Genomic DNA, 13,209 nt, shown 5'->3' on the forward strand with positions numbered 1-13,209 from the left:
AGGTTTTATTTTAATTGAAATTCAGGTTGCCTTCCAAGGTGTTGTAATAAAAGGTATACTTGAGTTGGCGCATTAGGTAAAGTCATATTCCATGAAAAGTTATTAGGATCTGGACTATCTTCATAAACACCATTATCTTCATAAGGATCTCTAAAGATTCCTATTGCTGTATCGTAATCTGCTTGTGTCAATAGGCCTTTTGGCAATATTTTATTAACAATTGCAGTAGCCACTGCTGCTGGATCATTGGTTGTAGCACCACCTGGATCTGCCGCTTGTATTCCATATTCTCTAAATTGTTCTGGGTTACTATCATAAAATCCAAGAAGAATTGTTTCTATAGTTAACCAACGACCAATCATAAAATTAGTGTTTATCCAAGAACGGTCTCTTTGCCAACCTGCAACATCAAAAGGTTCAAATAAGGTTTGCCCTAATAAAGAGCTATAATTAACCGCTTCACTTACATTCGTATCTGTAATAGTAAAGTTTGTTTCTTTAAATAGATTAAAATAGAGGTCAAAAGGACTTTTAATAATTACACCAATGGCTTCGTCATCAAAAAAGTGTTGGCTCTTAAATAACTGGCGTAATACTGGAGCTATCTCAAAATTATTCGTAATAAAAACTGCTGCCATACCATCTATAATGGTTTGAGCATTGTTAGCCGCATCTCTAGAATCTGGGTGCACAAAAAATTCATATAATTTTCTGCAAATAAATTCTGCAATTTCATTAGAGCGTTGCGCAAAAAGATTATCTATTACGCCTTGATAATCGAATGTATCTGTTTGTCCAAAAATGGTTTTAGTACCAGCATCATGTTTTGTAGGGTCAAATTGCACAGGTTCACAACCTAACTCTCCTCTTTCTACATAACCTGTTAGTGCACGAGCAGTCTCAATAATATCTTCTTCTGTGTAATTATTACCTTCTCCTAAAGTAAAAAGTTCGTACAACTCTCTACCGTAATTTTCATTAGGATTATTACCATTATTAAATACACCATCTAAGTAATATAACATGGCATTGGTTAACCCTATTTCTTCTACAAAGGTTTTAAAATTACCTAAAGCATTTCTTTGCAAGCAATTAATATAGTGGTACAAGAAAGAATTACATTCATATATATCTATCTCGGTTACAAAATGGTTACTCCAAAAGAAACTCATTCTTTCTTTTAGATTATTATCTAGCATATCATTTGAATATGCTAATCTCCATTCTTGTCTTTGGGTATTTTGTAATTGGCGTGCAGCATCATCATCTGCAGGGTAATTACTATTATTCCAATCTGCCCAAGTTGGTGCTGTAGTAGGTGCCGTATTAAGGGCTTGATCTACTAGGGCATCTACCAAGTTACTTGCAGATTGTGTAGTTGCTGTGTTAATAGTATCTATAGAAGCGCTGAATCCTAGTCTTCTATATAGGTGCGCTGCTTTTTGGTAATCTATAGGACCAGTATAAACAGCAAATGAAGAAGTATTACAATTAATGAAATATTCCATAGCGATATAGGCATTAGTATTTTAGTTCTTAGAGTTGGGGCTCTGTAATAACGTAACAAAATCATGGATAGTATTGCAATCCATTTATTTGAACATTATTTTCGAAATTACAATGTTTTATAATTATAAACGTTGAACTCCTTGTATTTTCGATGAAATACACAACTAACCCCTGTTTTGATGGCAAAACACAATGAATTTGGTAAAAAAGGAGAACAATTAGCTGTAAATTTCTTAGTAAAGAAAGGGTATTCTATTCGAGAAAAAAATTATAGATATTTAAAAGCAGAGGTAGATATTATTGCTCAAAAAGGAGAAATATTAGCTATTGTAGAAGTACGTTCTAGAAGTACCAACTTTATTGAAAATATAGCAGATACTGTCACCAAAAAGAAAATGCAATTACAAATACTTGCAGCAGACCACTATGTTACAGATTTAGACTTAGATGTAGATGTACAGTTTGATATTATTACAATTCGTAAGGATAAAACGGAATATTTAATAAATCACATAGAAAATGCATATTATCATTTCTGACAATTTGTTTTATTTATAACAGTTTGTTATATTTGCACAACAACACCACAACCAAATGAAAACAATCTCTTCTGTAGTAGAACAGTACATTAAGAAAAAACCATTCTTACAAAGCGCACTAGCGCAAGGTATTATTAACTTAACTTCTCTTTCTAGAATAGTAAAACCAGAAATTGAGGAAGAATTAGGTAAAGACATTCGTAATGGAGCCATAGTTATGGCACTTAAACGTTTATCTGATGATTTAGAGTTTAGAGCAACCCATAAAATTATTAAAGTCCTAAAAAATATAGGAGAAATAACGGTACGTTCTTCATTAACTGATTATACTTTTTTAGCATCGGATACTATTTTAAAGCAACAAGCTAAACTTTTAGAAGAAATAAACTCTAACCAAGATGTTTTTTACACTTCTTCTAGAGGTGTAAACGAAATTAACATTGTAATTAGCAATTTAATGGATGGTGTTGTTGAAAACTTGTTTGTTGGCGAAAAATGCACAAAAAAAGCACAAGATTTATCTTCTATAACGGTAAAGTTACCTGCAGAAAATGTTTCTGTCCCTGGTATTTATTACTTTATTTTTCAACGTTTAGCATGGGAAGGTATTGTTTTATACGAAGTAATATCTACCACCAATGAATTTACAATTTTGGTGGATGATGCTCAAGTAGATATTGCCTTTAAAACTATTAAGGATTTAAAAACCTTATAAACTAATTATTTTAGATAATTGCTATTTAAATACCTCGTGGACTTTTCCTCGAGGTTATTTTTTTAGGTATTCTACTACCTGTTTATCATCTTCTGGCTTAGCAATAAACCTCTTATTACTATCTAAAATAAAGTATGTAGGAGTTTGGTTTACAGCATATAATTTTGCATAATTGCTTTCCCATTTACCTAATGCAATAGCGTGTTTAAAATTAGGAAGTTTAGCTTTTTCTATATCCCAACTACTAGTATCCTCTTCCATACCAATTGCAACTACAGTAATATCTGGGTTGTTTTTAAGTTCTTTATGCAATGCTGGCAGTTCCTTTAGACAATGGGAACAGGTACTACTCCAAAAAACTAAAACATAGTTTTTACTACCCTCTAGTGTATTTAAAGTTTTTACATTATTCTCCTCTTTCCAACTAATTTCTGGTGCAATAGCTCCTATTCTTAATCTATTATGAAGCTCTATCTCTTCTACAATATCTTTTTTTCCTAAATCTTGTGCTAACTTATTTAAATAGGTAGAAAACACATAATCTGATGTAGCATTAAATTTGCTCGCAGCAGCTTGCGACCATATAGTATAAAATAAATGTAATCTATAATTAGAATCTACCCCTTTAGTCTCTAGGTTAACTTGATCTACATTATCTTGTATTACTCCCTCAGTAGCCTCTTTTGTCATTTGTTCTAAAGGCAAAGCAGTAAATACATAATTAAGAATTTTATCTGTTAAGAAACCAGATGCTTGCAATGTTGTATTTGTAAAATCTAAGTCATTAAAATAATTTTTCTTTTTTTCTGAAACAAAGGTAAAAACATCAACGTATGTTTCTGGCAGCTGCAATTTATTAGCTTTTATAAAAGTATTAGCCATTAATCCTGCCGATTTAGTTTCGTAATTAGACTGTATGTTTTTTAATTTTTTAATAAGATTTAAATATTGTTTCTTATTTGTGCTTCCAGAGGAGTAATATGTAATTATTTCATTTTCTATTGTACGTGTTTCATTAAAGTAACTATTGAAAATAATATTCTCTTTAGATTCTAAAAAAGACACTCCGTTTTCTGTTGTAAAATGTAGTTTAATATCTTCCTCACCATTATAAACCACATCAAAATAAAACTCCTCTTGTGGAACCGCATAAACTAATCTATACATTCCTTTAGGAGAGTTTTCTGGAATGTTTAAAGTAAATTTACCTCCTTTAATTGCTGTATCTGCAACATAAACTTGTGTCCCAGGCTTTAATCTATATGCAATTAACCAACTATAGTCTTTTGCTGGCGCAAAGGTTCCAGAAATAGTATTTTGTGCAAAAACAAACGCACTAAAAAATAATAAGAAACCTAGGATATATTTTTTCATAATAGTACTCTTTTCAAGAACTGGTGTTAGTTATATTTCAAAAATGATACCATAAAATGGTACTACTTAATTTTTAAAGGCTGTAAAGCTTTTAATGCTTTTTCTACCGTATTTATATTCTCAAAAACTAACAATAAACGGAGCCCGTTTCTTGTTTGTTTTTCTTTCATTTTACAAACTTTTGAATTTGCCTGTACAAATTGCAATACTCTTGTAAATATTGGGCTTTGGTAAAAATCGGACTGTTGATCCGCAATAAAATAGCCAATGAGTTTTTTCTGTTTCATTACAATTTTTTCTAACCCTATTTGGTTAGCAATCCATTTTATACGAACAGAGTTTAACAGATCTACCGCAGGTGTTGGCAATTCTCCAAAGCGATCTACTAATTCTTTCTCATATTTTACTAATTCTTCTTCCTCTTTAAGGCTATTTAAATTAGTATACAAAGTAAGACGCTCTGTAATATTATTAATATAATCGTCTGGGAAAAGAAGTTCAAAATCCGAATCTATTTGGGTTTCTTTTACATATATTTTCTCTTGGGCGCCTTCTACCTCTTCATATAAATCTTTAAATTCATTTTCCTTTAACTCACTAATAGCTTCGGAAAGTATTTTTTGATAGGCATCGAAACCAATTTCATTTATAAATCCGCTCTGCTCTCCTCCAAGAATATCTCCTGCGCCACGAATTTCTAAATCTTTCATAGCTATATTAAATCCACTACCTAAGTCTGTAAACTGTTCTAGAGCCTGTATTCTTTTACGAGCATCATTGGTCATTACCTCATAAGGTGGCGTTATAAAATAGCAAAATGCTTTTTTATTACTACGACCAACACGACCACGCATTTGGTGCAAATCGCTCAATCCAAAATTATTTGCATTATTTATAAAAATGGTATTAGCATTAGTTACATCTAAGCCACTTTCTATAATAGTAGTAGAAACTAAAACATCAAACTCACCATTCATAAAAGAAATCATGAGTGCTTCTAATTTTTTTCCATCCATTTGCCCATGACCAACTGCTATTTTAGCATCTGGCACTAAGCGCTGGATCATACCAGCTACCTCTTTAATATTCTCTATTCTATTGTGAATAAAAAAAGATTGCCCACCTCTTTGTATTTCATAGGAAATAGCATCTCTAATAGTTTCTTCGGAAAAACGGATAACTTCACTCTCTATAGGGTACCTATTTGGTGGAGCTGTATTTATTTGTGATAAATCTCTTGCCGCCATTAAGCTAAACTGTAAAGTTCTAGGTATTGGCGTTGCTGTTAAGGTTAAAACATCTACATTTTCTTTGATAGATTTTAATTTGTCTTTTACTGATACGCCAAACTTTTGTTCTTCATCTACAATAAGAAGTCCTAAGTCTTTAAATTTTACATTCTTATTTACTAGTTGATGCGTTCCAATAATAATATCTACCCTACCAGCTTCTAAATTTTCTAAGGTTAATTTTCTTTCTTTAGCAGTTTTAAACCTATTAAGATAATCTACCGTTACCGGCATTTCTTTTAAACGCTCTGAAAAAGAACGCGCATGCTGAAAAGCTAAAATAGTAGTTGGCACTAATACTGCAACTTGTTTCCCGTTATCTACTGCTTTAAATGCTGCTCTAATAGCAACTTCTGTTTTACCAAAACCAACATCACCACAAACCAAGCGATCCATAGGGCGCTCACTTTCCATGTCTTTTTTAATATCTTCTGTAGCTTTACTTTGGTCTGGTGTATCTTCGTAGATAAAAGAGGCTTCTAACTCATGTTGTAAATAACTATCTGGAGCATATTGAAAACCCTTTTCTAACCTTCTTTTTGCATATACTTTAATAAGGTCAAAAGCTATTTTTTTAACTCTAGATTTTGTTTTTTGTTTTAGTTTTTTCCATGCTGCAGAACCCAACTTAAAAATCTTTGGTGGGTTACCGTCTTTACCTGTAAACTTGGATATTTTGTGTAAAGAATGTATACTAACATAAAGTATATCTCTCTCCCCATACATTAATTTTATAGCCTCTTGTTTTTTTCCTTCTACATCAATTTTTTGCAAACCTCCAAACTTTCCAATTCCATGATCTATATGGGTTACATAATCCCCAACATCAAGCTTTGTTAATTCTTTTAAAGTAATAGCTTGCTTTTTGGCGTACCCATTTTTTAAATGAAATTTATGGTAACGCTCAAAAATTTGATGGTCTGTATAACAGGCTATTTTTAGATTATCATTTATAAACCCTTGGTGTAAAGTAAAAACTATAGTTTTATAATGAACCTCTTCCTCTACCTCATCAAAAATATCATGAAAACGCTGTGCTTGCTGGTCTGTTGCACAAAAAATATAATTTGTATACCCCTTGGTATTATTCTCATTTAAATCATTAATTAGTAAATCAAACTTCTTATTAAATGAGGGTTGCGGTTTTGTTTTGTATACAATTTCCTCGGTAGGTATAGTTGCAACCTTTGCTAAAGCAGATGCATTTTTTCCGGAAGTTACAATTCTAAAAGCGCCAAGTTGTTTTTTTAATAAAGTAGCATTAACAAAAAGCTCTAGGGGCTCTGCATGCTTTATATCTTCAGACAATTTTGAAAATGCAGTAATTGCTTTTGCAAAAAAAGTATCTAATCTATCTAATACAAAATCTAAGTTTTTTACATAGACAACAGTATCCTTTGCTATATATTTTAAAAAACTTTCTCTAGTTTCGTTTAAGAGTTTGTTTTCTACATTTGATATAATAGTTATTTTAGAAATTTTTTCTAAAGAAAGTTGCGTTTCTACATCAAACGTTCTAATACTATCTACCTCATCTCCAAAAAATTCTATTCTATAAGGCCGATCGTGAGAAAATGAAAATACATCTACAATTCCGCCACGAACAGAAAACTCTCCTGGTTCCGTTACAAAGTCTACTCTTTTAAACTTATATTCAAACAAAACCTCGTTCAAAAAATCTAAGGTTAACGTATCATCAACCTTTATTTTTAATGTATTTTTTTCTAACTCTTTTCTTGTTACTACTTTTTCAAAAATAGCATCTGGGTAGGTAACAATTACCGCTGGTTTTTTTCTAGAATTTACCCTATTTAATACTTCTGCTCTTAAAAGTACATTTGCATTATCTGTTTCTTCAATTTGGTAAGGTCTACGATAGCTTCCTGGGTAAAAAAGCACATCATTTTCTCCTATAAATTGCTCCAAATCGTTTAGGTAGTAGGCCGCTTCTTCTTTATCATCAAAAAGTAATAAAAAAGGACTTTCTGCTTTCTTAAAAGCATCTGCTAAAATAAATGATAGAGCAGAACCTGTAGTTCCTGTTAAAGCAATGTTTTTTTCGGATTGGGCAATAGTTTTTTGCAGTTTCTGCGATTGCGGAGACTGTGCAAAACCTTGTTGAATAATAGAATAGGTCAACGGTATAAATTTGTACAAATATAACTTCTACATATAGTGTGTACAAAAAGGAATCTTCTTTTTTTACATTAAAAAATAATTGAAATATAAATAGTTATTATAAAAATTTATATTTGTGCTCTTAAACAATAAAAAATATGTCATTTAAAGATTTATACGGTAATAGCGAGCACAAAAGTAATTTAGCTCATTTTGCAGCTATGGCTACTTTAGCTGCATCGGACGGCGTAATTTCTGATCAAGAAAAAACTTTATTAGATCGTTTTGCTAATAAACTTAATATTTCAGAAGAAGAATACAAAGAGGTAATGAAACCTGCTAACAAGTATCCTATTGAACCTCCTGTAAATTCTGAAAAAAGATTAGAGCGTTTGTACGATTTATTTAGAATAATTTTCTCGGATCACTTTATAGATGATGAAGAAATGGTTCTTCTAAAAAAATACGCTATTGGTCTTGGTTACTCTTCAGAAAAAGCTAATAAATTAATAGAGCGTTCTATTGCTATTTTTAGCGGAAGAATAGATTTTGAAGACTACCAATCTCTTTTAAAATAATAATACAAGTATTAAAATAAAAAAAAGCGGTCTAAAATAGACCGCTTTTTTTTATGCATTTTTTGCCATAAACTCATGGAGTTTTTCTACCATTTTTCTGCTCCCACAGAAAAAAGGAACTCTTTGGTGTAGCTCTGTTGGTTCTATATCTAATATTCTTCCAAAGCCATCACTAGCAATACCATTGGCCTGTTCTGCTAAATATGCCATAGGGTTACATTCATATAACAAACGTAATTTACCGTTCTCTGCAATACTGCTTTTTGGGTACATATAAATTCCGCCTTTAATCATATTTCTATGAAAATCGGAGACTAAAGAACCTATGTATCTTGAGGTATACGGTCTATCCCCTTCTTCTTTTTGGCAATATTTTATATAATCTTTTACTCCTTGTAAAAAATGCACATAATTACCTTCGTTTACAGAATAAATTTTACCCTCTTCAGGAAACTGCATATTAGGGTGCGAAAGATAAAAAGTACCTAATGCAGGGTTTAATGTAAACCCATTAACCCCATCTCCAGTACTATATACTAACATTGTAGAAGTACCGTAAACAATATAGCCTGCAGCAACTTGCTCACTTCCTTTCTGCAAAAAGTCTTTCATTTCTACAGGAGTACCAACAGGAGTTACTCTTCTATATATTGAAAAAATAGTACCCACAGATACATTCACATCTATATTAGAAGACCCATCTAAAGGATCTATTAATACTACATATTTATTTTGATGATTCTCGTCATTACTATTAATAGTAATAAAATCGTCTTCTTCTTCCGATGCAATTCCACAAACAATTTCTCTATTCTTTAATGTTTGAATAAATTTTTCATTTGCAAGAACATCTAGTTTTTGTTGACTTTCCCCTTGTATATTAGTATCTCCTGCATCTCCAAGAATATCTACTAAGCCCGCTTTATTAACTTCATGATTAACAACTTTAGCTGCTAATCTAAGTGCATTAATAAGTTTTGATAATTCTCCAGATGAGTATTGAAAAGAAGATTGATTTTCAATAATAAACTCTCCTAATGTTTTGTTTTTCTTAAGCATTATTATGATTGTGTTTATTTTGATTACAAATATCGCATATTTTGTGATACTATAACGTTTTCGACTTTTTTTGATTTTTAAATTTATAACTATGTGTTATATTTGTAACATGATAGTTTTTCCTTCTAAATAATATTAAGGTTAAACGCCTTATTTACAGACAAATTGCTTTTTAGAATTAAAAAATTGAACAATGAGTTTTATTATTAGAAATAGTAAAAAAAATGATATGCCTCAAGTTTTAGGGCTAATTAATGAACTAGCTGTTTTTGAAAAAGAAGAAGATGCTGTAGAAGTAACTGTAGAGCAATTAGAAAAAAACGGTTTTGGAGAAAACCCACTATTTCATTGTTTTGTTGCAGAAAGTAATTCTAAAATTGTAGGCATGGCCTTAGTATACCCAAGATATTCTACTTGGAAAGGTCCTGTTATACACCTAGAAGACCTTATTGTTACTAAAGAATATAGAGGAACAGGTTTAGGTTCCTCATTATTAACCTCTGTAGTTAAATACAGTAAAAAATTAAATGTAAAAAGAATTAGTTGGGAAGTAATAGATTGGAACGAACCTGCAATATCTTTTTATGAATCTAAAGGGGCAAATGTAATGAGAGACTGGGATGTAGTACAATTAGATGAGCAAGGAATAGAAGACTATTTAAAAAATAATAAATAAAATAAACCCTACTCGGGGTAAAAAATTAAGCTTAATGAGAGTTTTTAAATTTGGAGGAGCATCTGTAAAAGATGCCGATGGAGTAAAAAATGTTGTAAAAGTATTACAAGAAGTAGGTTATAAGAATACCTTAGTAGTAGTTTCTGCTATGGGAAAAACCACCAATGGTATGGAAGCCATTGTTGGGGCATATTTTGATGATAAAAACAACTTATCATCTAAAATACAAGAAGTTATAGATTATCATGCTGTTATTTTACACGATTTATTTCCAAATAAAGAACATAAAGTTTATAAGAGAGTTAAAGTTTTATTTGATGAAGTTCAAGGTTTTTTAGCTTGGAATAAATCTCCTAATTACAATTTTGTATACGACCAAGTTGTAGGTTATGGCGAATTAATATCTACCAGTATTATAAGTGCCTATTTAAATGAAATTGGCATGCAAAATAACTGGTTAGATGTTCGTAGCTTAATAAAAACCAATAACATGTATAGAGATACTACTGTTAATTGGGAAAAAACGCAAGAACAAATAAACCAAACTGTAGATAAAAAAATTCTTAATATTACCCAAGGGTTTTTAGGTAGTGATGATAACAACTTTACTACTACTTTGGGAAGGGAAGGTTCGGATTATACTGCTGCAATACTTGCATATTGTTTAAATGCTGATTCTGTAACTATCTGGAAAGATGTTCCTGGTGTATTAAATGCAGATCCTAGATATTTTAAAGAAACACAATTACTAAATAAAATATCTTATAGAGAAGCAATAGAACTTGCCTTTTATGGTGCCTCTGTAATACACCCAAAAACATTACAACCACTACAACGTAAAGAAATACCACTACTTGTAAAATCTTTTATTAATCCAAAAAATGATGGTACTACCGTAGGAAAAGGAAATGGTATAGAGCCTAAAGTACCTTGCTTTATTGTTAAAAAAGACCAGGTATTAATGAAACTCTCTTCCTTAGATTTCTCTTTTATTGTGGAAGATAATATTAGTGAGCTATTTAAACTTTTTCATGAATATAAAATGAAGGTAGATTTAATACAAAACTCTGCTATTAGTTTTTCTGTTTGTGTAGACAATAGATTTGGTCGTCTAGAAGAATTATTGAACACCCTAAAAAGCCGATTTAAAGTAGTACACCAAGAGGGTGTTTCTTTATATACAATTCGTCATTTTAATTCCGATGCCATAGCCTCTTTACAAAATGGAAATGAAGTTTTACTAGAACAACGTGCTAAAGAAACTGTGCAGTTAGTTGTAAAATAAAAACTTCCAAAATATAAAAAGGAAGTGCTTAAAGCTGGTTTTTGCTATATTTACGGTTCTGAAATTTTTTAAATTCTATGGGTTTAGTAACCGCAAAGGAAGTAGCAGCAGCTATTAACCTAAAACAATACGGATTTCTAGGTACTTTTATTGGATGGGTTCTAATGAAAGTTACCAGAATATCTAGTATAAATAGATGTTATGATACATACAAACATCTAGAAGGTATTCCGTTTTTAGAAGCAATACTAAAGCATTACGAAATAGATTTTAAAATACCTGAAGAAGATTTTAGAAGACTTCCTAAAGACGGTGCATATATAACCATATCTAATCACCCGTTAGGTGGAATAGATGGTGCATTATTATTAAAGCTTATTCTAACACATAGAACAGATTTTAAAATTATTGCTAACTTTTTATTACACAGGTTAGAGCCTGTAAAACCATATATTTTACCTGTTAATCCTTTTGAAAATCACAAAAGTGCTAAAAGTAGTATTGCTGGTTTTAAAAATGCAATGAAACATTTAAATGATGGCCACCCACTAGGTATTTTTCCTGCAGGAGAAGTATCTACCTATAAAGATGGAAAGTTAATAGTAGACAAACCATGGGAAGAAGCAGCATTAAAACTTATTAGAAAAGCAGAAGTGCCTGTTGTACCAATATATTTTCATGCCAAGAACAGTAAATTATTTTATCGTTTATCTAAAATAAGTGATGTATTTAGAACTGCTAAATTACCTTCAGAGTTATATTCGCAAAAAAACCGTCCTATAAAAATTCGTATAGGGCAACCTATATCTGTAAAAACACAAAAGGAACAGGGCACATTAGAAGAATTTACAGAGCTTTTACGAAGAAAAACCTATATACTATCCAACGCCTACGAAAAAGAGCGCTTAATAGACCAAATACCTTCAACGCTTAAAATACCTAAAGCTCCTAAGAAAATTGCCTCTCCAATTCCAACAGAGGTAATGCAAGGCGAAATAGAAAAATTACGAGAAAAAGATTGTCGCCTTTTACAAAGTAAAAATTATGAGGTTTTCTTAGCACAAGAAAAAGATATGCCTTTTATCTTAAAGGAAATTGGAAGGCAAAGAGAAGTAACCTTTAGAGCTATTGGCGAAGGCACAAATAAAGCAATAGATTTAGACGTTTTTGACTCCTATTACTACCATCTTTTTTTGTGGGATAATACAGAAAAATGTATTGTTGGTGCTTATAGAATGGGGATGGGCTCAGAAATATTCCCTGAACATGGTATAAATGGATTTTATTTGCAGGATTTATTTAGAGTGGAACCCGAATTATATGGAATGATGCAAAATTCTATTGAAATGGGTAGAGCTTATATAATTAAAGAATACCAACAAAAACCAATGCCACTATTCTTATTATGGAAAGGTATTGTACATACTACCTTAAGGCATCCAGAACATAAATATTTAATAGGTGGTGTAAGTATAAGCAACCAGTTTTCTAATTTCTCTAAATCTTTAATGATAGAGTTTATGAAATCTAATTACTGGGATCCTTATGTCGCACAATATATACGTCCTAAAAAAGAATTTAAAGTTAAACTTAAAGATGCCGATAAAGATTTTGTTTTTGACGAAACCCAGGCAGATTTAAATAAGTTTGATAGACTTATTGATGAAGTAGAACCAGGTAATCTTAGGCTACCTGTCCTTATTAAAAAATATATTAAACAGAATGCTAAAGTAATTGCATTTAATGTAGACCCTCTTTTTAACAACTCTGTTGATGGTTTAATGTATATTAAAATTGCAGACTTACCGGAGAGTACAGTTAAACCTGTTATGGAAGAATTCCAGGCAGAATTAGAGCGTAAAATGGCAGACGCTAATACTCCTAAATAAAGTATCTTATTTACTCGATAATCGAGATTTAAATGCTCCGAGCTTGCCTCGAAATCAAAATTAGTTTCCAAATAAATGCCTCGCGGGCTTACCCCGAGGTAGTTTACTAAGATAGTACAATCATCTCCATTTTCATGCCAATTTAGCTCTAACAAGCACACCTAAAGTTTTCATTTTT

At 31.2% G+C, this 13,209-nt stretch carries 10 protein-coding genes; 6 read left to right on the forward strand and 4 right to left on the reverse strand.

The window, feature by feature from the left end:
* Positions 1–5: 5 nt before the first annotated feature.
* Positions 6–1,508 carry a DUF1800 domain-containing protein gene (locus CLV91_RS02975; protein ID WP_121063821.1) on the reverse strand — a complete coding sequence of 501 codons (1,503 nt, stop codon included), beginning with the start codon at positions 1,506–1,508 and terminating at the stop codon, positions 6–8.
* Between the two features lie 180 nt (positions 1,509–1,688).
* On the opposite strand from CLV91_RS02975, the gene CLV91_RS02980 reads away from it, so the two are divergent.
* Entirely contained in the window at positions 1,689–2,048 is a 360-nt protein-coding gene (locus CLV91_RS02980) for a YraN family protein (RefSeq protein ID WP_121063823.1), read from the forward strand.
* Positions 2,049–2,103: 55 nt separating this feature from the next.
* Positions 2,104–2,763 carry an aspartate kinase gene (locus CLV91_RS02985; RefSeq protein ID WP_121063825.1) on the forward strand — a complete coding sequence of 220 codons (660 nt, stop codon included), beginning with the start codon at positions 2,104–2,106 and terminating at the stop codon, positions 2,761–2,763.
* Positions 2,764–2,817: 54 nt separating this feature from the next.
* Here CLV91_RS02985 and CLV91_RS02990 read toward each other — a convergent pair whose 3' ends face one another.
* A complete protein-coding gene (locus CLV91_RS02990) occupies positions 2,818–4,137 on the reverse strand; it encodes a TlpA family protein disulfide reductase (RefSeq protein ID WP_121063827.1) in 1,320 nt (439 codons plus the stop codon).
* Between the two features lie 62 nt (positions 4,138–4,199).
* On the reverse strand, positions 4,200–7,565 hold the full coding sequence (mfd, locus tag CLV91_RS02995; protein WP_121063829.1) for a transcription-repair coupling factor: 3,366 nt from the start codon (positions 7,563–7,565) through the stop codon (positions 4,200–4,202).
* 137 nt (positions 7,566–7,702) lie between these two features.
* On the opposite strand from mfd, the gene CLV91_RS03000 reads away from it, so the two are divergent.
* The gene (locus CLV91_RS03000) at positions 7,703–8,122 is read left to right on the forward strand and encodes a tellurite resistance TerB family protein (RefSeq protein ID WP_121063831.1); all 420 of its coding nucleotides are present in this window, start codon (positions 7,703–7,705) and stop codon (positions 8,120–8,122) included.
* Positions 8,123–8,173: 51 nt separating this feature from the next.
* On the opposite strand, the gene fbp is transcribed toward CLV91_RS03000, so the two are convergent.
* On the reverse strand, positions 8,174–9,181 hold the full coding sequence (fbp, locus tag CLV91_RS03005; protein WP_121063833.1) for a class 1 fructose-bisphosphatase: 1,008 nt from the start codon (positions 9,179–9,181) through the stop codon (positions 8,174–8,176).
* 193 nt (positions 9,182–9,374) lie between these two features.
* Between fbp and CLV91_RS03010 the strand changes: the two genes are divergently transcribed.
* The 3 genes from CLV91_RS03010 (at position 9,375) to CLV91_RS03020 (ending at position 13,031) form a co-directional block, all read left to right on the forward strand.
* A complete protein-coding gene (locus tag CLV91_RS03010) occupies positions 9,375–9,857 on the forward strand; it encodes a GNAT family N-acetyltransferase (RefSeq protein WP_121063835.1) in 483 nt (160 codons plus the stop codon).
* Between the two features lie 34 nt (positions 9,858–9,891).
* The gene (locus CLV91_RS03015; RefSeq protein WP_121063837.1) at positions 9,892–11,142 is read left to right on the forward strand and encodes an aspartate kinase; all 1,251 of its coding nucleotides are present in this window, start codon (positions 9,892–9,894) and stop codon (positions 11,140–11,142) included.
* Positions 11,143–11,219: 77 nt separating this feature from the next.
* On the forward strand, positions 11,220–13,031 hold the full coding sequence (locus CLV91_RS03020; protein ID WP_121063839.1) for a GNAT family N-acyltransferase: 1,812 nt from the start codon (positions 11,220–11,222) through the stop codon (positions 13,029–13,031).
* Positions 13,032–13,209: the final 178 nt, after the last annotated feature.

It is taken from the genome of Maribacter vaceletii (genome assembly GCF_003634105.1).
GTDB classification, from domain to species: domain Bacteria; phylum Bacteroidota; class Bacteroidia; order Flavobacteriales; family Flavobacteriaceae; genus Maribacter_B; species Maribacter_B vaceletii.

Coding starts and splice junctions, on each gene's coding strand:
- CLV91_RS02985 (WP_121063825.1), top strand. CDS start 2,104: ATGAAAACAATCTCTTCTGTAGTAGAACAGTACATTAAGAAAAAACCA.
- CLV91_RS02975 (WP_121063821.1), bottom strand. CDS start 1,508: ATGGAATATTTCATTAATTGTAATACTTCTTCATTTGCTGTTTATACT.
- CLV91_RS02980 (WP_121063823.1), top strand. CDS start 1,689: ATGGCAAAACACAATGAATTTGGTAAAAAAGGAGAACAATTAGCTGTA.
- CLV91_RS03020 (WP_121063839.1), top strand. CDS start 11,220: ATGGGTTTAGTAACCGCAAAGGAAGTAGCAGCAGCTATTAACCTAAAA.
- CLV91_RS02990 (WP_121063827.1), bottom strand. CDS start 4,137: ATGAAAAAATATATCCTAGGTTTCTTATTATTTTTTAGTGCGTTTGTT.
- CLV91_RS03010 (WP_121063835.1), top strand. CDS start 9,375: ATGAGTTTTATTATTAGAAATAGTAAAAAAAATGATATGCCTCAAGTT.
- CLV91_RS03000 (WP_121063831.1), top strand. CDS start 7,703: ATGTCATTTAAAGATTTATACGGTAATAGCGAGCACAAAAGTAATTTA.
- fbp (WP_121063833.1), bottom strand. CDS start 9,181: ATGCTTAAGAAAAACAAAACATTAGGAGAGTTTATTATTGAAAATCAA.
- CLV91_RS03015 (WP_121063837.1), top strand. CDS start 9,892: ATGAGAGTTTTTAAATTTGGAGGAGCATCTGTAAAAGATGCCGATGGA.